This is a genomic window from candidate division WOR-3 bacterium (assembly GCA_011052815.1).
GTDB lineage: Bacteria > Hydrothermota > Tepidihabitantia > SM23-42 > SM23-42 > DRIG01.
This window is the reverse complement of the sequence record DRIG01000092.1, coordinates 1-23,495: the sequence shown is the minus strand read 5'-3', so window position 1 is coordinate 23,495 and position 23,495 is coordinate 1. Positions and strand designations below refer to the sequence as shown.

The 23,495-nt window shown below is 36.3% G+C and carries 23 protein-coding genes; 22 read left to right on the top strand and 1 reads right to left on the bottom strand.

The features are described from left to right. The first annotated feature begins 18 nt into the window (after window positions 1–18). From fabG to ENI34_08600, 5 genes are all read left to right on the top strand, one after another. Entirely contained in the window at window positions 19–750 is a 732-nt protein-coding gene (gene fabG / locus ENI34_08620; protein HEC79186.1) for a 3-oxoacyl-[acyl-carrier-protein] reductase, read from the top strand. 135 nt (window positions 751–885) lie between these two features. Next, a complete protein-coding gene (gene acpP / locus ENI34_08615) occupies window positions 886–1,125 on the top strand; it encodes an acyl carrier protein (GenBank protein ID HEC79185.1) in 240 nt (79 codons plus the stop codon). Next, window positions 1,122–2,363 (top strand): beta-ketoacyl-[acyl-carrier-protein] synthase II, encoded by a 1,242-nt coding sequence (gene fabF, locus ENI34_08610; GenBank protein HEC79184.1) that lies wholly within the window; start codon window positions 1,122–1,124, stop codon window positions 2,361–2,363. Before acpP ends, fabF begins: the two co-directional genes overlap by 4 nt. 6 nt (window positions 2,364–2,369) lie before the next feature. Then, window positions 2,370–2,975 carry a dephospho-CoA kinase gene (locus ENI34_08605; GenBank protein HEC79183.1) on the top strand — a complete coding sequence of 202 codons (606 nt, stop codon included), beginning with the start codon at window positions 2,370–2,372 and terminating at the stop codon, window positions 2,973–2,975. Beyond that, window positions 2,956–3,759 carry a hypothetical protein gene (locus ENI34_08600; GenBank protein HEC79182.1) on the top strand — a complete coding sequence of 268 codons (804 nt, stop codon included), beginning with the start codon at window positions 2,956–2,958 and terminating at the stop codon, window positions 3,757–3,759. The genes ENI34_08605 and ENI34_08600 overlap by 20 nt, the downstream gene beginning before the upstream one ends. 73 nt (window positions 3,760–3,832) lie before the next feature. Here the strand turns inward: ENI34_08600 and ENI34_08595 are convergent, their stop codons facing one another. Beyond that, window positions 3,833–4,804, bottom strand: a complete 972-nt coding sequence (locus ENI34_08595; protein HEC79181.1) for a DUF1648 domain-containing protein — start codon at window positions 4,802–4,804, stop codon at window positions 3,833–3,835. Window positions 4,805–5,162: 358 nt separating this feature from the next. On the opposite strand from ENI34_08595, the gene ENI34_08590 reads away from it, so the two are divergent. From ENI34_08590 to ENI34_08510, 17 genes are all read left to right on the top strand, one after another. Then, window positions 5,163–5,852: a DUF2924 domain-containing protein gene (locus tag ENI34_08590; protein ID HEC79180.1), complete on the top strand. Its 690-nt coding sequence runs from the start codon at window positions 5,163–5,165 to the stop codon at window positions 5,850–5,852. 3 nt (window positions 5,853–5,855) lie between these two features. Then, window positions 5,856–6,149 (top strand): hypothetical protein, encoded by a 294-nt coding sequence (locus tag ENI34_08585; GenBank protein ID HEC79179.1) that lies wholly within the window; start codon window positions 5,856–5,858, stop codon window positions 6,147–6,149. After that, on the top strand, window positions 6,133–9,597 hold the full coding sequence (locus ENI34_08580; GenBank protein HEC79178.1) for an SAM-dependent DNA methyltransferase: 3,465 nt from the start codon (window positions 6,133–6,135) through the stop codon (window positions 9,595–9,597). The genes ENI34_08585 and ENI34_08580 overlap by 17 nt, the downstream gene beginning before the upstream one ends. 64 nt (window positions 9,598–9,661) lie before the next feature. Continuing rightward, window positions 9,662–10,276: an ATP-binding protein gene (locus ENI34_08575; protein HEC79177.1), complete on the top strand. Its 615-nt coding sequence runs from the start codon at window positions 9,662–9,664 to the stop codon at window positions 10,274–10,276. A gap of 1 nt (window position 10,277) precedes the next feature. Further along, the gene (locus ENI34_08570) at window positions 10,278–11,003 is read left to right on the top strand and encodes a hypothetical protein (GenBank protein ID HEC79176.1); all 726 of its coding nucleotides are present in this window, start codon (window positions 10,278–10,280) and stop codon (window positions 11,001–11,003) included. Window positions 11,004–11,080: 77 nt separating this feature from the next. After that, window positions 11,081–11,521 carry a ribonuclease HI family protein gene (locus tag ENI34_08565; GenBank protein HEC79175.1) on the top strand — a complete coding sequence of 147 codons (441 nt, stop codon included), beginning with the start codon at window positions 11,081–11,083 and terminating at the stop codon, window positions 11,519–11,521. Between the two features lie 143 nt (window positions 11,522–11,664). After that, window positions 11,665–12,549, top strand: a complete 885-nt coding sequence (locus ENI34_08560; GenBank protein HEC79174.1) for a hypothetical protein — start codon at window positions 11,665–11,667, stop codon at window positions 12,547–12,549. Window positions 12,550–12,647: 98 nt separating this feature from the next. Then, on the top strand, window positions 12,648–13,229 hold the full coding sequence (locus tag ENI34_08555; GenBank protein HEC79173.1) for a four helix bundle protein: 582 nt from the start codon (window positions 12,648–12,650) through the stop codon (window positions 13,227–13,229). Between the two features lie 85 nt (window positions 13,230–13,314). Continuing rightward, window positions 13,315–14,886, top strand: a complete 1,572-nt coding sequence (locus ENI34_08550; protein HEC79172.1) for a hypothetical protein — start codon at window positions 13,315–13,317, stop codon at window positions 14,884–14,886. A gap of 66 nt (window positions 14,887–14,952) precedes the next feature. Further along, the gene (locus ENI34_08545; GenBank protein ID HEC79171.1) at window positions 14,953–15,705 is read left to right on the top strand and encodes a hypothetical protein; all 753 of its coding nucleotides are present in this window, start codon (window positions 14,953–14,955) and stop codon (window positions 15,703–15,705) included. 108 nt (window positions 15,706–15,813) lie between these two features. After that, window positions 15,814–16,155: a hypothetical protein gene (locus ENI34_08540; GenBank protein HEC79170.1), complete on the top strand. Its 342-nt coding sequence runs from the start codon at window positions 15,814–15,816 to the stop codon at window positions 16,153–16,155. Window positions 16,156–16,725: 570 nt separating this feature from the next. Next, window positions 16,726–17,469 (top strand): CRISPR-associated endoribonuclease Cas6, encoded by a 744-nt coding sequence (gene cas6, locus ENI34_08535; GenBank protein HEC79169.1) that lies wholly within the window; start codon window positions 16,726–16,728, stop codon window positions 17,467–17,469. Between the two features lie 262 nt (window positions 17,470–17,731). Then, entirely contained in the window at window positions 17,732–20,566 is a 2,835-nt protein-coding gene (cas10d, locus tag ENI34_08530; protein HEC79168.1) for a type I-D CRISPR-associated protein Cas10d/Csc3, read from the top strand. Continuing rightward, window positions 20,563–21,210 carry a hypothetical protein gene (locus ENI34_08525; GenBank protein HEC79167.1) on the top strand — a complete coding sequence of 216 codons (648 nt, stop codon included), beginning with the start codon at window positions 20,563–20,565 and terminating at the stop codon, window positions 21,208–21,210. The genes cas10d and ENI34_08525 overlap by 4 nt, the downstream gene beginning before the upstream one ends. Then, complete coding sequence (cas7d, locus tag ENI34_08520) at window positions 21,203–22,291, top strand: type I-D CRISPR-associated protein Cas7/Csc2 (protein HEC79166.1); 1,089 nt, start codon at window positions 21,203–21,205, stop codon at window positions 22,289–22,291. Before ENI34_08525 ends, cas7d begins: the two co-directional genes overlap by 8 nt. Window positions 22,292–22,293: 2 nt before the next feature. Further along, window positions 22,294–23,049 carry a type I-D CRISPR-associated protein Cas5/Csc1 gene (gene cas5d, locus ENI34_08515; GenBank protein HEC79165.1) on the top strand — a complete coding sequence of 252 codons (756 nt, stop codon included), beginning with the start codon at window positions 22,294–22,296 and terminating at the stop codon, window positions 23,047–23,049. Next, the coding region (locus ENI34_08510; protein HEC79164.1) for a DEAD/DEAH box helicase at window positions 23,039–23,495 on the top strand (457 nt) is incomplete at its 3' end. The genes cas5d and ENI34_08510, both read left to right, overlap by 11 nt.

The following is a 23,495-nucleotide window of genomic DNA, read 5'->3' as shown; positions in this document are numbered from 1 at the left end:
ATTTGAGTATCATTTAAAATGATGTTGAAGAATCAGGTCGCAGTAATTACCGGCGGTGCGAATGGTATCGGTGCCGGAATAGCGAAGAGGTTCGTCGAAGAAGGTGCAAAGGTTGCGGTGTGTGACATCGATGCTGAAACAGGCAGAAAGATCACTGAAGCGCTCCGCGGAAATGCGAAGTTCTATCGGATGGATGTTGCTGATGAAGAAGAGATAAAAAAAGCCGTGGACCAGATTTTTAGTGACTATGCAAAGATTGATATTTTGATAAATAACGCCGGTATTACAAATGATAAGTTACTGTTGAGAATGACAAAAGAAGATTGGGAGCGTGTAATTGACATCAATCTTACAGGGACTTTTCTCGTCACACGGGCGGTGATAAAATATATGATCAAACAGCGCTACGGCAGAATTGTGAATATCGCTTCGATAGCCGGTATCATCGGAAATCCCGGACAGGCGAATTATTCGGCGAGTAAGGCGGGTATTATCGGTTTTACAAAGTCGTGTGCCAAAGAACTTGCCTCACGGAGCATCACGGTGAATGCGATTGCCCCGGGTTTTATTGAGACGAGTATGACTGCTGTATTACCTGATGAGGTGAAGGAAAATTATCTCAAGGCGATCCCGATGAAAAGATTCGGGAAAGTTGAAGATGTTGCAGCCCTTGCTCTGTTTTTATCTTCAGAGCAGGCGTCATATATGACCGGCCAGGTCATATGCTTGGATGGCGGTTTGGTGATGTAATGGAGGAGAGGAGCACGTCGAATTTAAGTATGAACTATAAAAAATCGATTACATTTGTATCCCTTTTTGTTGGTTCGGGAAGATTGTCTATGCTGGGTTGTTTTTACTGTCAAATAGAAATGAAAGGAGAACAAAATGGCACTTTTTGAGGATGTAAGGAACATTATTGTGGAACAACTCCATGTTCCACCTGAAAAGGTTACTTTGGAAGCTAAGTTTATTGAGGATCTTGGAGCGGACTCTTTAGATACTGTTGAACTCATCATGGCGTTTGAAGAAAAGTTTAATCTTCAAATTTCCGAAGAAGAAGCTCAGAAACTCGACACCGTCGGAAAGGCGGTCGAGTATCTTGAGGCAAAAGTAAAGACAGAATGAAGAGAGTTGTTATAACAGGTATTGGAGCAATTACACCGTTGGGCGATGATGTGAAGACAACGTGGGAGGCTCTTCTCCAGGGGAAGAGTGGTATTGATTTGATTAAGGCTTTTGATACATCACAGCATACGGTGAAGATAGCAGGAGAGGTGAAGGATTTTCAACCGGAAAAGAAGTTTGATCCCAAGACGATAAAACGTCTGGACCGCTGCGTTCAGTTGAGTCTCTGGGCTACAGCCGAAGCGATTGACGATGCCGGCATCGATCTGGATAAATATGATAAGACCGAGATCGGCGTAATCATCGGTTCAGGTATCGGCGGGCTTACCACCTGGGAAAGAGAGCACACAAAGTTTCTCCAGGCCGGACCCAAGCGTGTTTCTCCGTTTCTCATTCCGATGATGATTCCGGATATGACCTCTGGTTATGTGGCGATTCACTGGGGTTTGAAAGGTCCGAATTATACTACAATCTCGGCTTGCGCCTCTGGTGCCCATGCCCTTGGCGCCGCTTTCAGGGCGATAAAGTACGGTGACGCCGATGTTATTATATCGGGTGGTGCCGAGGCACCGGTGACTCCTTTTGCACTTGCTGGTTTCAGTAATATGCGTGCTTTGTCCCGTCGAAACGACGAACCGCAAAAGGCTTCACGTCCTTTTGATAAATCGCGCGACGGTTTTGTCATGGCTGAAGGTGCGGCTACCTTGATTCTTGAAGAACTGGAATTCGCACAGAAGAGAGGCGCGAAGATCTACGGTGAGATAGTGGGATTCGGTGCTACGGGAGACGGTTATCATATAACTGCACCGTCGCCTGGAGGTGAGGGCGCCCGTCGTTCAATGGAACGGGCGATTAAAGAAGCCGGATGCCGCAAAGAAGATATTTCCTATATCAATACCCATGGTACCTCTACTCCGCTCAATGACCAGTTCGAAATCCAGGCGATTAAGGACCTGTTCGGTGAACATGCGGGCAAGCTTGTGCTCAATGCGACCAAGTCGATGATCGGCCACACCCTCGGTGCGGCGGGAGCGATTGAGGCGATTGTGACTCTGCTGTCGATACGTGACAATGTGGTTCATCCGACGATAAACCTTGAAGAGCCGCTTGAACAGGGTGAAGGTTTACATATAGTCGGTAACAACACCGAGAAGATAGAGATCGAATATGCCCTTTCCAATTCACTCGGTTTTGGAGGGCATAATGCAACGTTATGTTTTCGGCGTTTTTCGAAGTAGAAAAGAATGCCCAATGGAAATAAGAAGGTCGTGATCGGTGTGACAGGGACAATCGGAGCCGGGAAGACCACGGTCAGCAGGATATTTGAAGAGTTTGGTGCCGATTATATCTCTGCGGACGAAGTCGGCTGGCAGGTGCTTCCTGATATCACTGAAGAGCTGGAAAAGAGATTCGGCAGTAGTATTATGGATGGTGATAAGATCGACAAGAAGAAGCTTCGGAAACTTGTCTTTTCCGACAGAAAGGCTCTTGATTATTTAAATAGTCTGTCCCATCCGTTGTTGATTAAAAAGATTATTGAGTATGTGGAAAAGAGTGATGATGAGGTGGTTGTGATCGATGCGGCGTTGTTATTCGACTGGGAGGAGATCCTTCAACTGGTTGATTATTCTGTTCTTGTTGTAGCCGACAAAGAGCTTAAGAGAGAAAGGTCATTGAAGAGAGGTTTCAGTCGTGATGCTTTTGAGCGGATTCTGGGGTGTCAGAGAGATGAAAAGGAAATGCGTAAGCGGGCACGATTCATTATCAAAAACAACAGCACTGTGGAAGACCTTAAAGCCCAGTGCTTAAAAATTTATAAGGAGATAAAAAATGATTATCGAATGCAGTAATTGCCATGCAAAATATAATGTCGACGAAAGTAAGATTCCTCCTTCAGGTGTAAAGGTTAAGTGCCACAAGTGTCAGCACATCATCGTGATTAAGAAAGAAGAACCAGTAACGCCTCCACCACCATCTCCTCCTGAGGAACCAGGTGTACCTGTCGGCGCAGAGGCTCCCCAGCCTGCTGCCGGGCCGACACCCGAACCGCCGGCAGAGCCGGCTTCAGCACCAGAACCCGGTATTCCTGAGCCGCCTTCTGAGGTTACGCCACCTGCTCCTGAACCACCGGGTCCGCCAGAGCCACAAGTGCCTGAACCGCCTGCTGAAACAGCACCGCCTGCACCAGCACCAGAAGTACCTGAGCCGCCGTCTGAGACACCACCGCCGCCAGAACCAGAGATGCCCGAAGCCCCTTCTGAGTCAGTGCCAAAAGAACCACCGCCGTCTGATAAACTTGAGATAACCTCAACCGAATATGTAACTGAGACACAGGCGCCGCCTGAGGTCGCTCCTCCGAAACCTGAACCCGAGATGAGTGAAGAGGACAAGAAATGGAATGAAAGGGCGAGAAGATTAGCCAAGGCACTTGCCTCTGACCTTGTGCTCTATAATCAGGATAAGGTTGAGGAAGGGCTTCGTGAGGGTACCCTTGCCCAGCTGCTCGGTGCTGAAATCCGAAGATCCTGGGAATATTACTGTCAGCAGATTCCCAAACATATTGTTGAGAGTACTGATTACTTCAAGGAGCAGTTGAATAAGATTGTAGGCAAGGGTAAAGAAATATTCAAATAGTATAACACCAGCTTTTTACAGAGTACATTATTATAATAATTTAAGCAGCTCGATCTTTTCTTAAAGAGGGGTATTAACCGGAACTTTTCCTGACGATCTTTAAATAATAGACAAGAAGTAGGATTAGAATACCGACGACAAATATCAATAAAGCGGCGGGTATGGGAATGAGATGGGTTTCATATTTATTCATCCAGAAGGTGTCAAATGAGGTGTAGGCAAGAAAGAGTTGAATGTATGAGATGATTATGACCAGAAAATTGGGCATCGCGGGATTATTTGTGGTTCGTCTCACAAAGAAGAATACACCGATGGTAAGGGCGAGTAATATCGAAGTGGGGATCAGACCGGAAAAGAGATAAGAGCTTTTCGGACCCCAGCGGTCAGGGGCGCCGTGGGCGTCGAAATGGACTGCAATACGGTCGGGCAACTGGGAATAGTTCAGAATGACCAGGAAGACGATTATTAAAAAAAGAATGATCGGGATCAAAAGAATCAACGGAGATGCGAGTTTGCGTTTTTCAGGAGGAATCGGTTTGATTGTTTTCGCCTCGACTGAAAAATTGCTCATCCGTGCCTTGAGTTCCTGCTCAAACCTTTCGTTTTCAGCCGGTGAGACCGCATAATTTCCTTTGTCGGTCTTTATGAGGAGGATGTTTTTTAATTTTGTCAGTTGACAGTTTATATTTCCGAATTCCGCGGAAGAGAACAGGCCGTAATAACCGAAGAGGCCGCCGTTGCCGAATGTGCGCGCCACCTTTAACTTCATGAAATTCGGAATAATAGTGTAGCCTTCTATTTTATTGAGGGGGACGATTATTCTTTTGCCGATTACTTTTTCGATTACGAGATTCGGCCCCTCAAAGTAGTATTGTTTGGGGCTCAGAAGATATGCGATGAGGAGGATGAGCATCATCATTATGGCAAACGCCCAGCCAAAAGGGACCTTTATCAGAAAGAAGAGTGATAATATAATAAGAAAGACACTCACTAAGATTGTTACTGTCAAAGAGATTTTATCGAGCTTTGCGGCTTTAAAAGTCATAAATCATTATAAAGAATATCTCTTACCTGTCAAGCGATTGTGCTCGTTCCTTTACCCAAAACCCCTTTCAAAATCTGCTTGACTGAGGAGAGATAATATATATAATGGAGAAAAGAGAAGGTATGTTTGTTTCAGCAACGGAAATTGCTGAAGCCATACCTTTTTTTTGTTGTGAAAAGATTTTTATTGACAGAAAAGGTAAAATATCTATAATAAAATCAAAGTATAATTTCAGCTCAGGAATTGGCTGATTATACCTTTTGCTTTAAGGAAGTGCCGCAGGCACTTTGGGAATGCGAAGAAATAAATAAAAAGATAATGGGAGACAAAATAAGGTTTAGTAAAAAAGAGGGATGGAATGAAAAGGAAGCATAATCCAAGAAGTCTTATTATTCACAGATTGGAGAATATTAGTAAAACCCTGTTTAAAAAATATTATGATTCGATTACACAATTAATCGGCAGTTCCCCAGGAATTTATGCATTATACGATGAGAATGAACTATATTATGTCGGTAAATCGACCGATTTGAAAAGGCGAGTCAGATATCATCTTCGCGACCGCCATGGAGCCAGCTGGACCCATTTCAGTCTCTATCTTATCCGGAAAATTGCCCATATTAATGAAATCGAATCTCTGTTGGTAAGGATAGCTAATCCAAAGGGTAATCGCATAGTTCCCAAGGGGCGGGGAAGTAGTGAGCTTCTAAGGGACTTAAAGATGATGGTCAAAAAACGGCAACAGGAGGAGTTTGAAGAGATGTTTGCCAAAACTGGGCGACAAAAAAGAATCTCTCGATCTCCTGTTCGTAGAAATCTAAAAGGGTTGGTCTCAAAACGGACTCCGCTTTATAGAACCTATAAAGGTAGAGAATATAAAGCTTATCTTCTACCATCGGGAATTATTAAATTCAGGGGTAAGAAGTTCACTACACCGAGTGCTGCTGCAAAGATCGTAGTGCAACGGCGTACTGTCGATGGCTGGCGTTTTTGGTATACTAAAGATTCAAATGGTGATTGGGTTAAACTATCGGATTTGAGGAAGTAAAAGATGCAAAAATGGCAACATCCAGGTGGTAAACTACGTGAAGAAGGTCCTGAAACATTGTCAGATACTGAACTCCTTGCAATATTGATTTCTACAGGAACAAAGGGAAAATCAGCAGAAAAGATAGCTGAAGAGATACTTGCTAAATTTGGTTCTTTCAAAGGACTGGCAAATCAACCATTAGAGAAATTTTTGAAGATAAAAGGTCTTGGTGATGTAAAAATTATTCGCATTGCAGCGGCCTTCGAGATTGCGCGCAGAATAGTAAAGGAGGTTGTGAGTGAGAAAGAGGAGTAAAATCAGAGGCAAAACAACTCGCATACCCAGCCCTTTTGACGAGGATGTCCACAAAACAGAAAGAAGTGCCGTTGCAGTTTTGATGCACTGGATGAGGGAAATCATAGAAAAAGAAAAAATTGATCTCGGGCTTCCCGATGTTGAAGCTGGTGCAAAAGATAGAAAATTCCCCGATACTGTGATTTACGAATCTCGTAGAAGTCGCAAGGTTATTTGTGTTATCGAGGCAAAACTTCCGTACTATGACATTTTCAATTATGACGGTTTAAAAAAGCCAGCCTGGGAAAAAGCCAATGCAAGAAAATCAAAATACTTTGCAGTAACCAATTTTCAAGTACTCATTTGGTATAATACAGAGAAGGTAAACAAAATGCTTGCTGAGGAATCGCAAATTGTTGAGAAATTTACCCTTTCCGATATTTCCGATATAGACGATATTGAAAATTCAAGATATAGCACATCAGCAAAAAAAGCACTTGAAATATTTCTAAAAAAGTTATTTTCAGTTTATACCGGTAAAGAACCTGAGCCTAAACAACCCGTTGATGATTTTCTTGTTTTCAGACTTCAGGAGAAAATTAAAGTTCTTGCTAAATATTATCGTGAGATAATTCGAGACGAATGTCATAAGAAAAAAGAATTTTCCCACAAATTGCAGAAATGGTTTGCAGAACAAGGGTGGGATTTTTTATGGCAGGATTCAGATTTTTCTAAAGTAGCAAGGCAAACAGCGTATTTACTCGTTAATAAAATACTTTTTTATAATGTCTTACAAACCAAAAGGCCATCTCAACTTGACCCTCTCGAAGTGCCTGAAAGCCTAACCAAGGGTTCTACACTTCAGATAATCCTCCAGGGGTTTTTCGATCAAGTGTTAAAAATAGATTATGAACAAATATACACGACCGATTTCATAGATACCCTCGCTTTTCCGGATGATAAAACAGTTGTGGAAGAAATAAAGAATCTTGTGAATATTCTTAAAGCATACGATTTTTCAAAATTGGGATACGATGTAATAGGAAGAATATTTGAAAGACTCATCCCACAAGAAGAGCGTCATAATTTAGGACAGTATTTTACGAACCCCGATGTGGTGGATTTGATTCTTAAATTTTGTCATCACCACGAAAATTTCAAGATTCTTGATCCTGCTTGTGGTGCTGGAACCTTTTTAGTCCGTGCTTACAAACATAAACAGCTAATGAATCAGATGTTGAAACATGAGGAGATTTTAAGCACACTTTGGGGCGTAGATATAGCAAAATTTCCTGCGCATCTTTCAACCATTAATCTGGCGATAAATGATTTGAGTATTGATCAAAATTACCCCAATATCATCATAGACGATTTTTTTAATCTTATAGTCGGATATGATGGCTTTGAAGCTAAAAATTGGCGAAAAAGGCGTGCTTTGACTTTAGGTAAAGAAGAGAGAGAAATTTTTATTCCAAGATGGTTTGACTGTGTCGTCGGCAATCCCCCCTATACAAGACAGGAGGAGATTCCAGATATTGGGGTTGATAAAGAGAAACTAATAAAAAATGCATTAATTTTTGCTAATAAAAAAATTGCAAATATAAGCAAAAGAGCAGGTATTTATGCCTATTTCTTTATTCATGGAACAAAATTTTTAAAGGATGGTGGGTATTTCGGGTTTGTTGTGTCCAATTCCTGGCTTGATGTAGATTATGGAAAAGGACTTCAGGAATTTTTCCTAAAAAATTACAAGATAATCACAATTATTGAATCAAAAATTGAAAGATGGTTTGAAGAAGCAGATATCAATACTTGCATTGTTATATTACAGAAATGTAAAAACAAAAAGGAAAGAGATGAAAATATTGTTAGATTTGTATATCTCAAAAAACCTTTAAGACACTTTATACCACCTGCACAAGATATGTGGGAAAAGCAACTTGAAAGATTGAATGCAATAGATAAACTCATAAGAACAATTCTTGCTCATAATAGTTTTTATGAAAATGAGGATTTGCGAATCTATCCAAAATCACAAGAAGAACTATGGGAGGAAGGATTTGATGAAGAACAAAATAAATATGTGGGTGCAAAGTGGGGTAAATATATAAGAGCGCCGGAGATTTTCTTTAAAATTGTTGAAAAAGGGAAAGGAAAACTTGTTCCTTTAAAAGAGGTAGCAGAAGTCCGATTTGGTATAAAAACTGGTGCAAATGAATTTTTTTATTTAACAGAAGAAGATATAAAAAAGTGGGGTATTGAAAAAGAATTTTGGATGCATAAAGATAAAAAAGGAAAAGTGCTACCAAATTATGTGATTAAATCACCGCGTGAATGTAAATCCATAATCACTAAGCCAGAAGATTTAAAGTATCGTGTTCTAATGGTTCATAAAGACAAAAAAGATTTAAAAGGAACAAATGTTTTAAAATATATCAAATGGGGTGAAAGACAGGGTTTTCACAAAAGACCAACGTGTGCAAGTAGAAAGAGGTGGTATGATTTGGGGATATGGGACAAGCCAGATTTAATTTGGTCTGATGCTTATAATGATAGGTATGCTGTATATAATCCCTATAATATGTGGGCAGATAAGAGATTTTTTTATATTCATATTAATGATAAAAAATTCATCCCTTTAATACACGGTTATTTCAATAGTTCTATTATACCATTGATAATTGAAATGGATGGTATTACAAATTTAGGAGAAGGAGCAGTGTATACAAATGTGTATCAACTTAAACGTATGTTAGTACCATCTAAAACAGGAAGAAAAATAAATCAGAAACTTACTGATTTGCTTATTTCTCTTAGTAAAAGAAATGTACTTTCTATTTTTGAAGAATTTGGCGCTGAAACAAAAGAACGATGTTTTCTTAATACAATTAAACCTGACCGTCGTGAACTAGATGAAATAATTATGGGAGATTTTTTGGGATTATCGGAAGAAGAGCAACTAGAAGTTTACAGGGCTGTTATTGATCTTGTCAAATCAAGGGTTAAAAAAGCAAAAAGTGTTAAAAAGAAGAAAAAAACGAAAGAAGGATTAGACCTCGATTTATTTATAAAGACCATTAAAGACAAAATCGGGAAAGATACATTAGGTAGGTTCTACCGTGAGAGGGTGATAAAATCAAAGATATCTACAAAAACAGTTACTTTGCCAACGAAAAAAGGCAAAGTTAAAATTGAACATGAAATATTTGGTTTTAAATTGGGTTCTGGTCGAAAACATATTGAGTGCAAAACCGAAGAAGAAGCAAGATATCTAAAAATATTCCTTGAAGCAGGTTTGGATACAGTTAAGATTCCAAAGCAGGAACCAGATTTACGACAGATTCTTCCCGAACTTGCGAAACTCAAAGAAAGGATAGACAAAATTATCTCAGAGCACATTTCTACCATCGCTAATGCCAGACTCCGTGCTAAACTCGAACATCTTATTTGGCAGGAAATGGTGAAATGATTATAAATAACTTAATTAAAGAACAATTCATTGATGCAGCTAGCATTTCGATGAAACTCGTGTCATGATGATGAAACAAATGGCCACCAGTAATTTTCTGTCCTTGATTGCGGCAGGTCATGAAAATAGACATATCGAATGGAAACAAACTTTTTCTTGGAACGATAAAAATTCTATATGGTTAAAAGAAAAGGTTATAAGAGCAATGATGGGATTCGCCAACACTCCTGATGGTGGTTATATAATAGTGGGAATTAAAGAGGGTGGTGGTAAAGGACCCAGGCTTAACGGTCTAACTGCAGAAGAACTTAGTAGTTTTGTTTATGATACTATAAAGGATTCTGTTGACGGATTCAGTTCGTCACCGATTATTTTTGAAATATTTTTTTCTATCTATAAGAACAAGAAATTTGTTATAATCCGAGTTGAAGAATTTGACGAACTACCAGTAATATGTAAGAAGAACAGTCAAAACAGAGGTGTATTAAAAAAGGGTGTTATCTACTGTCGTAGCAGAGGCGGCTCCCCGAAGACTATTCCAGTAACAGAGACAGAAACGAGAGAATTAATTCAAAGAGCCGTAGACAAACAACAAGAGATTTTAAGACGAAGAGGATGGCGGTATCGGGGCGCTGAGGTCAAAAATCTGTTTCATAAACAGCGTGAGGATTTTCAATAGTATGTCTGATATCAAAAATATTATTGATAAAATAAAATCTGCAGGATATTGGTATATAAATTTTTATCCGCTAAAACCCATTGAGAATCGTATTCCGAGCCGAACAGAATGTAAAAGATTAATAGAAGAAACAAGGGTTAACTTAAGAGGTTGGGATTATCCGCATTTTCCAATACGACAAGATAGTAACTCTCAAATTTATTTTGGGCCAGACTATGTCGAAGCATCTGTAGATTGGTGGGCACAGAAAGAAGCTTGGCGTTATTATCAAAGTGGTCAATTTATCCACTACTTGGGAATCAATGAGGATTGGTTTGTGGATAATAAGTGGGCTGAGGATTATTTAAAAAACATAAAACCAGGTACAGTGTTAAGTGTAATTAATACCATATACACAGTTACAGAAATATTTGAATTTATCCGCAGATTAACAGAACGAGGATTATACGACGATGGTTTAAATATCAATATCATATTGTTCGGAATTAGCGACAGAAAGTTAGTAATTTTCGATCCGAATAGAGTACCTTTAGGTGATGATTATAAAGCACATGTTAATCAACTGCCTTGGTTTAAGCAAATATCAAAAAACGAAATGCTTATTAAGTCAGAAGAAATTTCTTTCTCGTTGATATGTTTTATTTTTGAAACATTCAATTGGGAAAGAATACCAAAAGCGGTAATAAAAGAAGATCAACGTAAGTTCTTACAGCGGAGAGAAGTATGATAAGTGATATGGAGTTTTTCATATGAATGATAAAGATAATAGACAATGCTGGAAGGTTATAAATATAAAAATTAATCATGAGTCGTAAAAAGTACGTCGAGAGAATAGAAATTTATTGTGATGGATGCTGCAAAGGTAACCCCGGTCCGTCAGGCGCAGGGATTGTTGTTGTATACGACGGTGAAATATTATTCAAAGAAGGGCATTATCTGGGAGATGAACATACAAATCAAGATGCCGAGTACTTAGCAGTTTTAAAAGGATTAGAAAAAGCACCTGAGTATTGTATGAAAACAATAGAAATAAGATCTGATAGTCAATTGGTGATTAAGCAACTAAATCGTCAATTCCGAATGCGGAAGAAAAAACATCAAAGAATTCATGAACAAATACGGCTTAAAGCACAGATTTTTGAAAAAGTGATTTACACAAAAGTAAGTGAAAAACATAAATTTATCAAATTGGCCGATAAATTAGCGCATAAGGCAATCGATAGAGTGAAAAGAGGAGTAACGTAATATGAAATCAAACCTTTCTTTTTATCTTGAGTTAAAAGCAAAATCTGATATAGGCGGTATGGATCACTTATGAAAAAATTGCACCGTAGATGGTTATTATTTCAATGTAATTGGATGTTATTGGCTTCGATAATGAAGTTACTATGAATGGAATAAAATTTTTTATAGATTCACTAAATAATAGAGAAAAGGCATTCATCCTTTGGCTGCTAATTTTTCTTATTTGGATATTATTTCACAAAGATATTATAAAACCGATTTTTCGTTTATTTATGGCTCTATTTCAGGCTAAGATTCTTATAGTACTATTAATAATGTTCCTATATACTATCTCGGAAGTTTTTCTATTTTACAAGATGCGATTATGGGATGTCTTCCTTATTAAAGATACTGTTCTTTGGTTTTTTGGTATCGCGTTTGTGCATTTACTGAATGTATCTAAAATCAGCCAAAACAGAAATTATTTTAAAAAAATATTGTTTAATAATTTAAAACTTATTATTATACTTGAATTCATCCTCAATCGTTATACCCTTAGTTTGTGGTTAGAAATCATTATAATGCCTTTACTTTTTGTTATCGTTACTATAAGTATTTACACGGAAAAAAGGAAAGAATATATGTTTGTTAAAAAAGCAGTTGATGCTATTTTGATAATATTTGGTATTTTTCTTATCATCTTTGCACTTTTCAATATATTGAGAAATTATCAATCTTTTACTAACTCAAATACTCTCCGTACTTTTTTTCTTCCACCTTTGTTAACATTAGCTTATATACCATTTTTGTATTTTGTCGCGCTCTACAGTGCCTATGACAGTTTTTTTACGCGCGTGGATATTTTTTTTAAGAAGGATAAAGGAATGGCAGCGTTAGTAAAGCGAAGAGTATTTATTTTGTGTCACGTAAATTTGGGGTTGCTCAATAGATTTACGAAAGAATGTACTCAAAAGCTGATAAGGTTAAGCAGGAGAGATGATATATTAAATATGATTGATAATTTTAAAAGGAAATTGGACGATCGATAGCCGATGCGGAGACACTTATGAAAAATTTCTTAACATATCCATTTTCTAACCTCAAAAACCGCCTTGAAAAAGCAAGGAGGGTGTGAGGAGTGAGAGCGATAAATAAAAATTCAAAAAGCAATAGTTTAATCCCGCCGCATGGCGGTTATCGAAAGCTCAAGAGTTTTCAAACTGCTCAGCTTGTATATGATGCAACTGTGATATTTTGTGAGCGGTTTATTGATAAGCGTTCGCGCACTTATGACCAGATGGTACAGGCGGCACGCAGTGGTGTGCAAAATATTGCTGAAGGCAGTATGGCATCTGCCATCTCCAGGAAAATCGAGCTCAAATTAACCGGCATCGCCCGCGCCAGTTTAGAAGAGTTGTTGCTTGATTACGAAGATTTCCTACGCCAGCACAAACTTCGCAGATGGGACAAGAATTCAGCCGAAGCGCTTGCCGTGAGAAGAAAATATTTGTCTACTCGGTCAGACGAGTCGGACAAGTCAGATCCCTACCGCATCAAGGAAGCTTCAGCAGAAGTTGCAGCAAACACGATTATCTGTCTCATCAATCAGGCGAGTTATCTCTTAGGCAGGCAGTTAAAAAGTCTGGAAAAATCTTTTCTTGCTGAAGGCGGTTTTACAGAAAGAATGTATCAAGCCCGCAAAGAAAAAAGGAAGGATTATAAGAGATGAATAATAATGAATTACAACAGCGATTAATTTCTGTGCACAACAAGAGCAGATTAAAAATTGTGGAAGGAGAAACTAAAGGATAATCATGGCTGATAACAAAACAGATATAATTTTGTTTGTCGGCGCAGGTTTTTCAAAACCAGCCGGAGTTCCTTTAATGAATGAATTTGTATCTTTATTTGAGAATAGACTTAGGGAAAAAGGTGACAGCTACCACAAGTATTTTCTTTTGATAAAGAAATATATGACTACTGCAGGAACAGCAGATATAGATCTTGAAATACTTATGGATATTCTTTATCGTCTTGCATCTGGCAATACGGTTGAGATGTCCGCATGGCAAGAGAAAGAGGGTTTTTCAGAGTTTAACGAAGAAATCAGAAAGACTACTAAATTAGAACTGGAAAATTTGATACGTGAGAAATGTATTATTGATCCTAAAACGAAGTTGGATGCGTATTATCCCTTAAATGATATATTTAATGCAGTCAAACCACTTGATATCTTTTCAGTAAACTATGATGATGTTCTAGAGGTTTTTTGCTATAAAAACAAATATAGATTAGAAGACGGATTTGCTCTCTATTGGGATCCAACGCGATTTGATAATCTTGATGGAGTGGATGTACGATTATTAAAATTGCATGGTTCAGTACTATGGTATCGGACAGTGGAAGGTGCATTCTATAAAGTACTACAAAGAGTGCCACAAGAATATAACACACTTATTACTGGTGAGGAATTGGAACAGCTTATCGCCTATCCAGTTACAGGAAAGCCAATTCATGTTGCTCCATTAGCATATGCAATGAATGAGCTGCGGAACCGTCTTGAAGAAGTGAGTCAATGTATCATAATTGGATATAGTATGCGTGATCAGCATATCCAGGACATATTTATTGAAGTACTAAAAAGGAATGATAAACTGAAACTTATTCTTGTTAATCCGGATCCCTTTACTATTTTAAAGAATAATATAAAACATGAAGCCCTAAAACGTTCAATAATCCCCGCTGCTTTTAGGACTGAAGAAATTTTTCAAAACAACAAAATACTAACAATTAGTAGTTTTGTAAGAAAAACAACCGAGCGGCCATATTTTGAAGCTATGAAGAACCCGTTAAAATCAGCCCAGGAGTATTTTGGAGCTTTGAATTACAGATATGCCTTAGAACTTGTTAAAGAACCTTTGTTTTGGCAAATATACAGCGGCTACAACTTACGAAATGTTGATTTTTTGAACATATTAGCTGGATTGATATATTCGCACATGGTAGGGAGATTTAGTTCAGATAAGACCCTCGAGAAAGAAGCATTCGATTTAATTGAGCAATTACTACAAAAAACTGCTTCCAGTATAAAAGAGCGATATGATTTTCAAATTTTTTTTGAAAGAAGTATACGAGCAAACGAATGGGTTCAAAATTATCTGCAAGGAAAATTTAAGAATAAAGTTGAAGAAATAACAAAAATGAGGATAAGTATTTTGAAAATGGGTTTGACCGAGATGGGAAAAACAAAAGATATTAATGAACTTAAAAAAATTGCTGAAAGTCGTATGACAATCCTTCTCAAATTTAACAATGGACCTATAATTCCATATGACGATGGTGATTTTCATTGGCTTTTTAATAATGGAGAAATTACCGGAGGATAATTAGTTACTAGTGAGGCCTATGAGCTCACCTATGAAAAATTTAACAAGGAAACAAAAGGAGATGAAATGGTTAATACTAATGAGATTAAAGATTCAATAACCAACAAATGGCCTACCCCCATTTCATTTCTGAACGATTATAAAAACTTCGCCGTAAAAGCAAGACCATTACTTATTAAATTGATGGCAAAGAAGCATAGCATGACTGAAGATGTGACAGAAAAGAAATTGCTACATCTACTAGCGCTTGAACAATTTTTTTTCTACTGGGAAACCTGGTTGGCATTTTATTGTGCAGCATATCACCCCGCTCCGATAGATCTCTATAACTGGTTAACTAAACCATTTGGGAAATTGAATAGTGAAACAGAGATTCTTTCAAGAGAAGATTTGTATTCTATTTATAAATCAGAGCATTCAAATTTGACTGATAATGAGGTTGAATATGTTGTTAATAGTCTGCAGAAGAACATTAATTGGATGAAGAAGGTTGCTCCAATTACTGATATTATTCTACCTGCTTTTTACAAGCTGAAACATAAATCTCTCATATACAGATTGGAAGATGAAGTTGTTGTATTATTATCAAAGAAACTTGATGTGAATTTAGTTGATGGTATTAAACAAGAGGAGAGAGGCTGGGCGGGTGATCTATTCTGGTTAGTAAAACTTGCTGAAGTTACCCAAAAAGCTATTTGTGGAGCTATCGACATAATTATTATAAGGCTTAAAAAATCTGGTAATAACAAATGGTTGTCTGGACCAGGTGAAAACATCCCTTTATTTGATTTACAAAAACATAACAAGAAACAATCTTGAGTCACCTATGAAAAAATTACAGACTGATATCTTCAACAATAAGTATGCCAAAAACCTCAAATTCGCCTTGGACCAGTTTAAGGGGATTTATGAAAATTTGGAGGAAGAATGATTGAATTAATTGGAGGCGCTATCTTAGGTGGAGTCATATCTTGGGTAATTACTCGTTATTATTATAAAAAATCGTCTGTTAAGGCACCAGAGTGGGCAAAACCATTAATTGAAAAATTACCCGAAGTAACTCCAAGTTTGGAGGAATTAACAGCCTTGTTCCAAAAAGAAATTAATAAAGGTACTATAAAACCACATCCAGTTTTTCAACACGTCGCATGTCCGAACTGTAATGCTCCTTTAGATAAATTAAAAGAAAGAATAATGGGCGATGACTATACTACTATATTAGAAATCAGCTGCCCCAATTGTGGATGGAATGATTGGGCTGAAGTATAATTGAACAATTTAGCCTCATCTATGAAAAATTGCAGAATGATACTCCAGGTGATTTCCCAGTACCTCTATGAATACTATTTATCCACTTCCAAGCCCTATTCATAAACATTCTGTCATTCTGGTAATTACCAGAATGACAGAGTATGTTCCACTTCCTGAAAAAACTCTACGCACTGCGTAGAGAATTGACATAGACTCATTTTCGAATTCTAATATAGACATGTGGCGTTACCTATGAGAAAATTTATAAGGTTTTGTGAAAATTTTATTAAGGAAATGATAGAAGGAAATAACACATGGAGACTCAAGAGGAAAGACATAAGCGTTTAACCAGAGGTAAGCCTTGTGAAGCAATACTTACATTGATAAACTCTCAGGGTAATTATTTCCTTAATGGTGAATTAAAATTCGCTGTTGTACATAATCTATGGTACCTTAATACCATCTTAACTAACTTACCCAATTTCCCCTGACAGCGATGTGTTGGCGCATCCACTAATTCTGCTTGACTTGGGCGAAAACATGGGTAAACTTTAATAATAACTGAGTATAGAGGAAATAGGAGTGTAATTGAGGATAAAGATAAGTTTCAGTGCATTATCAAAAAAGGGAGTTATGCTTCCCAGGCATCACAACTATTTGGTGCAGGCGTTTATCTATAGAAATTTAAGCCGACACATCGCCCGATTTGTTCATGACCGGGGTTACCAATATGAAAAGAGGCGGTTTCGTCTCTTTACGTTTTCCCGTATCTATGGTAAATTTATACAACAGGAAGATGTGATTGTCTATCCAGGCAAATGCAGTCTGTGGATTGCTTCACCGATTACCGAGATTTTAGAATCATTCGCCGCCAGCCTTGCACGCAAAGGAAAATTCAAACTGGGCAGCAATTTTTGCTCTGTTGATAGCATAGAAGTCCCTTTTTCTGAAAAATATGGTGAGGAGATAATAATTCGGGTTCTTTCCCCGATTACTGTTTATAGTACGCTTTTGACACGTGATAATAAGAAAAAGACTTATTATTATTCACCGTTTGAACCTGATTTCTCCCGGTTGATAAAAGAGAATTTATTTAAGAAATATGCCTTGCTTAATCATGGTGAAACTGAAGAAGGATTAACTTTTTCTATAGAGCCAAAAAAGGTATCAAAACGTAATCTTCATATTATTTTTTACAAAAAGACCGTGATTAAAGCCTGGTCTGGAATATACATATTAAGGGGTTCGGCTTCATTGATTAGAATCGCATTTGACTGCGGACTGGGGGCAAAAAACAGTCAGGGATTCGGGATGATTGAAAAGTATGGATGATATTAGGATATGTTGGTTTTTCTTGACTATGGGGTAATAATATATATAATGAAGAAAAGAGAAGGTATGTTTACTTCAGCAGATACTGCTGAGAACATACCTTTTTTATTTGAATTCTGGCGGTGAAAAATGGTATTGAAATGGCATAAAAGATAAATATAATATATGGAGTAAGAAAGAAGGGAATGGTGTAAAGTGATTGAAGGGATAAAGGCTTCTAAGCAGACAGGATATTTCACCTTGACCGGAAATCCATTTGTAGATGGCGGGGTTTATTGTGAGTAAATATAGAGCGCAACTATTAAGACTATTTAAGGCGAGAGGGTGGCAGAATAAAATTGGCAAAACTTTTCCTTTTAATCAAACATTATTAGAACATTCTTTAATAACTTATGATGTTGTTGAAAAGTTATTGGATTTATTGAGAGAAAAGAAAGTTTTCTCAAATGAAGAAGAGAAGGTTTTGTTAATTTCTGCTATCGCACATGACGTGGGGAAAGAAAAAGATGAGTGGCAGAAAGCAGTTAAGGAAAATAGAAAACCCCCAAAACATATAGATGATGACTTGATTCAAGAAATTGTAGGGCAATTGTCAAATATTTTTGGTATTAAGGATATAAATTCGGTTATTGATGCGATAAAATTTCATATGTCCTCGACTAAAACTGATGGCAATATAATTTCTTCTGTTATCGCAAAGCATAAGACAGAAAAATGGAAGGATATTTCTAATATTATTGCTTCAGTTGATAATCTTGTTTCCTGTTCCAGTCCTTTAGAAGCTTATATTTTATTGAATAATCCTTCGAGATTTTCTCTTTCTAAGTATTTTTACTCTACTTATTATCAGATAAACATAAGAGGTGTTTCTTCTACATTCTTGCATAAAGCTTGTCAAGAGTCTTATGAAAAAAAAGGTTGGACACCGCTTTTATACTTTCCTGAAGGAACTATATATGTGAGTTTAAGGGAAAAAAATAATCCTACAAGCAATGAAATAATTGATAGGCTAAAAAACTTAGTTGAGAATAAAATTAAAACTGATGTAATAAATGGGGTTGTTCCTCATGTAATAATGGATAATAAGCCTATCCCAAGACCAGAACTATTCGATTACAGTGAATATAAAACATATTTAGAAAAAGTAAGAGGAAGAAGAAATCCATCTGAATTCCAAAAATTTCTAAAAAAATTTATGTCTAACAAATGGAAAGAGTCATTATCTAAATTTCAAGATAATATGGATAAACCTGATGTAAGAAAAATTTTAGAATCATATATTTATTTTTCAGTCTGGAAGGAAGAGGAGAAAGTTATTACTAAAAATAAGATAAAAAAGGATAAAAATATAGATGAAAAAGTAAAAACATTAAAGAAAGATAATAATGGTAATTTATTAAATCAAATAAAAGATTATTGCTATAGAATTATTGAATGCCAAGATGAAGTGGCTCTATTTAAATTTTTTAAAGCATCCATTGATAAAGAGATATGGGGAATTGACATAAAAGACGAAGTAAAATCCATATATAACAGCATATTTGGAGAAGGGAATTTTGAGAAATTAATGTCAATGTCAAACAATGATTATCCTCATGAATTTGCCTATTCTGTTATTCCTTTTTGGAAGCTCAAAACAGTTGAAATTTTAGATAAACTAAAAGATAAGAGTTTGAGCCGGGATTTGGTAGTTAAGAATTTAGATAAAAAGAAAAGGTTGGATATTCTTCGGGGATTATTGAATTGGATTTGGCAAAGAGTTGATATACGACACAAACCTGAAAGAAGAATATCGGAGAAAATGGCCAAGGATTTTACGGAGGATATTGTTTATCCATTAAGAGAAAAGATAAATTCTGTAGAGGAGCTAAAATATTATAAAAAATCAAAACTAAATACGAAGAAGGAAACAGGCATTCATCTTTGTCCTATTTGCAATAGATTTTTTGATAGAGGTAAAAAAACAACGAGTGACATTGTAGACAACCCAGAGGCTTTTACAAATAGAGCGGTATGCCATGGAAAGGCTGGGAAAATAGTGATATGTGAAGCTTGTAGAAGCGAAATATATTTAAGGCAGATCTTAACTAAAATCAATGGTCCCTTGGACAAAACCATCTATCTCTTCCCTCAATTTAACTTTTCTCAACAGTTGGGTAAGCAATTTATAGATAAAGTGTTTAGAATCAAACAGCGTGCAGAGAGTTTAATGTCTGGATTAACTGACAACCCAGAACTCAGGATGGATTTATCTAAAACTTATAATATTGCACAGAATGTTTTACAGTATTTTGATGACATTGACACAAAAAATCTGGAAGATTTGGTAATAACAAAACAAAAGGAAGAAAAAATTGATAAAGCTTTAACAGATGAATTAATCAAATATTTTGAAGAGGAAAATCTACCTATAAAAGGCAAGGAAAAAGATTATAATAAGGCTCTGGAGATCATAAATAGAGAATGGGGAGAAAATTATAAGAATTGGCATGATTTCTGGAATGATTTGAGAAATAACAGAATAGAATTAGCAAGAGAAGTTGTTAAAAGAGCATATAAAATAAGAGAAACTTATAAAATCATTGCCCAAACAGCTAATGTGGTAATAGTTCCTTTAATTAATCCAATAAAATGGGGAAATGAAGCAGAGGTTAACGGTGCCTTCAGAGAGTTATTCATCTCCATTATCCTTGCTCTTAAATTGAATTGTGCTGTGGCAATTACTGATAAAATAAATAAAATAGACATAACTCAGAGACGGGGGTTGGTATATGTGCCAGAGAACCATCTTATCAGACAGATAGTGGGTGATGAATGGATTAGAGATTATGACTATATTAACTCCAAAGGAAAGCTCATTTACTCTGCAAAAAAATGGCTAAAAGCAATTGCTTCAGCAATTATCTTAACACTTAAAACAGCATATTCAGATAGAACAGGTCTTTTTGAAATATTAACAGCCAGAACTGAAGGGCATATATTGAGAAGGATTGAAATGCAGGATGAGAAAAATAAAAAGGCTGGGAAGAGGACGAACTACGCAGGTCATATTGAAACATATAACCTCATAGAAAACACAAAGGAGGTATTACAATGAGGTCAATTATTATGGTAACTTCAGGCGAAATTAACCTGAAAGAAAGAAAAGAAAAGATTAATAACTTGGTGAAAAAACTAAGCGAATATCTAGATTTTTATTCTGTCTCCAACACGTCCAGTAAATATAGCGTCATGGGACCAGTCTCAAAAATTATCGAAATGTCAAAAAATAGAAAAAATACGCCAGAATTCATAAAAGCGCGGGCTCTGAGAATGCACGAAATGAATAGAATTTCTGGTTATGTAAGCAATGAAGCAATACAAGTTATGGAAAAGGCAATCGATGAGTTACTAAATTTCAGACAGGAATTATTACCAACAGAGCTTCCCAGAGTAATGGAAATGATAGATTACGAGGTATATTTCTGTCGGCGGAAAAAGAATATACAGGAGTTAGAGCAAATTAGAGAAGATTTTATCAACTATCTTAAAAAAACATATAATAATAAACTTAATGATTTAAAATCAAAATGGGGAAAACAGCATATAACAGATTGGAATGATATAAGGTTTCCTACAAAAACTGGAAAATACTTTAAAGAAGGTAACGAAAAGCAAAAAGAAGATATCAGAAATTTCTGGCAACAACACAAGGATTTAGGAAAAAAGATTATAGATATAGAGGAGGTTAATAATGACTGATAGTAAAACAAAAAAGGAGGAAAGAATGGATATAAACACTTTGTTAGGAGATTACTTGGTTGAAAAACCAGAGCCCATCATTGGAGCAAAGACTATTCAAATTTTCCTAATAAGGGAGATATTGGATTATACTGCTTTAAGAACAGAGGATACAAAAGAGTTAAATACAGTAGCAACTCCACTTTCTATAAATAGCAAGGAGCAAATTAGTAGGGTTGCTTTCTTTGCTTCAAAACAAAAGGCAGTTGAATCAAGAGAATTAGAAAGGATGCTCAGGACAGCCGTAGAAAAACAGGGCGGTATTGAAAATGATAAGTTAGAGTTAGGGGATAATAATAATGAGAAAAAGGTGAAAAAAATAAAGCAGTGCTATTTAAAGGATAAATTATGCATGGAATGTCCTAGATGTGTGTTATATGGCGCAACTGCTTTAAGTCAAGAGGCAAACATAAAACATAGAATAGAATATTCTACAGCATTTTCATTACTTCCATGGGATGATATTGAGGAAACAATAACATTCAATGCAATTAATGACAAAAATATAATGACTGGCCAGGCACTTGGGAGTAGATATGTTGTTAAACCGGCTACTATTTTTCCATCTATTGTAACTCTAAAAAGTGTTTCAAGAGAGGAGTTGATTCTGACGATAAAAACTCTATTATCCGCAAAAAGTTACGGTGCAGAAACGAGAATTGGAGGAGATATAAGAAATCATATAGTTGGCATTGCAGCAGGATGGGAGGAAATAATAACCCCACTTGAATTTACTCTTGAATTATATGACAAAAAAATAAATATTGAAGACAAGACATCCTTAGAAATAGAACAAACTGTTGTTGCTATTCTGAGAGATTACTTGCAGTATACTGCTAATCCTGATAAGATAAAGATATTGGATGATAAAAAAGAGGAAGGAAATGGGGCAAATACTGGAAATGTACAAGAAAATGGTGGACAGGAGATAGTCGATGAATTAAAAACTGTAATTGATGAAGCAAGAAATCAGCAATTAGGTAGTGATTTTCTTTATAAGATATATAAGGATGTCCAAAAATTCAGAGAGACACAGAGCTAAAAATGAGTGATATTCTGGATAAAATAAATCTCTCTGAACATAATATCCAGACATTTTACGGTTGCTTATTCCTTCATGACTTCTTATGGTTTTCTTCATCTGAAATTAGTAGAATCTCCACAACCATTCCAGTAATTCACAACTATGCTTTGACCTATGCAATAAATCAGTTCTCTTATGCTATATACCAAGGAAACACTCCCAGATATTTTGAAGATTTAGAAAAATTTTCCTGTTATTCAACACCTGCAAGAAGCTTTGCAAGTAGAAGAGAATCAATTATGTATAATGCAATAGATGATTTGAGACAAACTCCAGGGAGAGATACTGATAAATATAATTCACCTAAATACGGATTTAAGACTGTCTTGGTTCCAGAATTCGCCTCCAGATTTGAAAAAGAAAACCCCATTGCATTTAAGTTCTATCTGTTCACATTTAATGGTTTTATCCCACCTTCAGTAGTCAGATTGGGAAAGAAGAATATTCCGGCAAGAATATATTGGGAACAAATACAAAGTTCTACCGCACAATTTAGCCCAGATGAAAAATCTCCTTCTCATCCAGTAAATCCTTTAGATGTAAACGGAGAGATAACAGGTGGAATTATATCCAAAATCCCTCCGCATTCTTTCTACCGATATGCTTCTATCAAAAATGATTGGTTCATTGAACAAAAAAAGGACAAGTCCGAGAAACATATTATTCAAATACCAAAAAGAATACTGCAAAGGATGGGGTTGACAAATGGAAGTTGATGAGTTTAGACTTCCAAGAATACCGTTAAAAAAAATAAAAGGCTTTGATCTTTACCCGCATCAAAAAGAATTATTTGAGAAATTCAATAAGCAAAAATCTTTTATCCTTGTAACTCCAACAGGTAGTGGTAAAACAATGGCTGCCGCTTTGCCTATATTCTTTTATAATGAAAATGCCTTTTTCATATATCCCACGAATGCTTTGATAGAAAACCAAGTAGGAAGTATTTTGAAAATATGCAATTTGTTAGGCAAATCTTATCATTTTGTGAATGAGGATAATTTTCAAGAGAAGATTAATCTGGATAAAGATTTTATTATTATAAAAATTGATGGTACTTTTCTGGAAAAGATTAAAAGAACAATGAATTATAGAACAAAAGGAGAAGCATTACACTATTTAATTGGCAATGTTTTCAAACCAACGATAATATTAACTAATCCCG

Coding starts and splice junctions, on each gene's coding strand:
- fabG (HEC79186.1), top strand. CDS start 19: ATGATGTTGAAGAATCAGGTCGCAGTAATTACCGGCGGTGCGAATGGT.
- acpP (HEC79185.1), top strand. CDS start 886: ATGGCACTTTTTGAGGATGTAAGGAACATTATTGTGGAACAACTCCAT.
- fabF (HEC79184.1), top strand. CDS start 1,122: ATGAAGAGAGTTGTTATAACAGGTATTGGAGCAATTACACCGTTGGGC.
- ENI34_08605 (HEC79183.1), top strand. CDS start 2,370: ATGCCCAATGGAAATAAGAAGGTCGTGATCGGTGTGACAGGGACAATC.
- ENI34_08600 (HEC79182.1), top strand. CDS start 2,956: ATGATTATCGAATGCAGTAATTGCCATGCAAAATATAATGTCGACGAA.
- ENI34_08595 (HEC79181.1), bottom strand. CDS start 4,804: ATGACTTTTAAAGCCGCAAAGCTCGATAAAATCTCTTTGACAGTAACA.
- ENI34_08590 (HEC79180.1), top strand. CDS start 5,163: ATGAAAAGGAAGCATAATCCAAGAAGTCTTATTATTCACAGATTGGAG.
- ENI34_08585 (HEC79179.1), top strand. CDS start 5,856: ATGCAAAAATGGCAACATCCAGGTGGTAAACTACGTGAAGAAGGTCCT.
- ENI34_08575 (HEC79177.1), top strand. CDS start 9,662: ATGATGATGAAACAAATGGCCACCAGTAATTTTCTGTCCTTGATTGCG.
- ENI34_08570 (HEC79176.1), top strand. CDS start 10,278: ATGTCTGATATCAAAAATATTATTGATAAAATAAAATCTGCAGGATAT.
- ENI34_08565 (HEC79175.1), top strand. CDS start 11,081: ATGAGTCGTAAAAAGTACGTCGAGAGAATAGAAATTTATTGTGATGGA.
- ENI34_08560 (HEC79174.1), top strand. CDS start 11,665: ATGAATGGAATAAAATTTTTTATAGATTCACTAAATAATAGAGAAAAG.
- ENI34_08550 (HEC79172.1), top strand. CDS start 13,315: ATGGCTGATAACAAAACAGATATAATTTTGTTTGTCGGCGCAGGTTTT.
- ENI34_08545 (HEC79171.1), top strand. CDS start 14,953: ATGGTTAATACTAATGAGATTAAAGATTCAATAACCAACAAATGGCCT.
- ENI34_08540 (HEC79170.1), top strand. CDS start 15,814: ATGATTGAATTAATTGGAGGCGCTATCTTAGGTGGAGTCATATCTTGG.
- cas10d (HEC79168.1), top strand. CDS start 17,732: ATGGCGGGGTTTATTGTGAGTAAATATAGAGCGCAACTATTAAGACTA.
- ENI34_08525 (HEC79167.1), top strand. CDS start 20,563: ATGAGGTCAATTATTATGGTAACTTCAGGCGAAATTAACCTGAAAGAA.
- cas7d (HEC79166.1), top strand. CDS start 21,203: ATGACTGATAGTAAAACAAAAAAGGAGGAAAGAATGGATATAAACACT.
- cas5d (HEC79165.1), top strand. CDS start 22,294: ATGAGTGATATTCTGGATAAAATAAATCTCTCTGAACATAATATCCAG.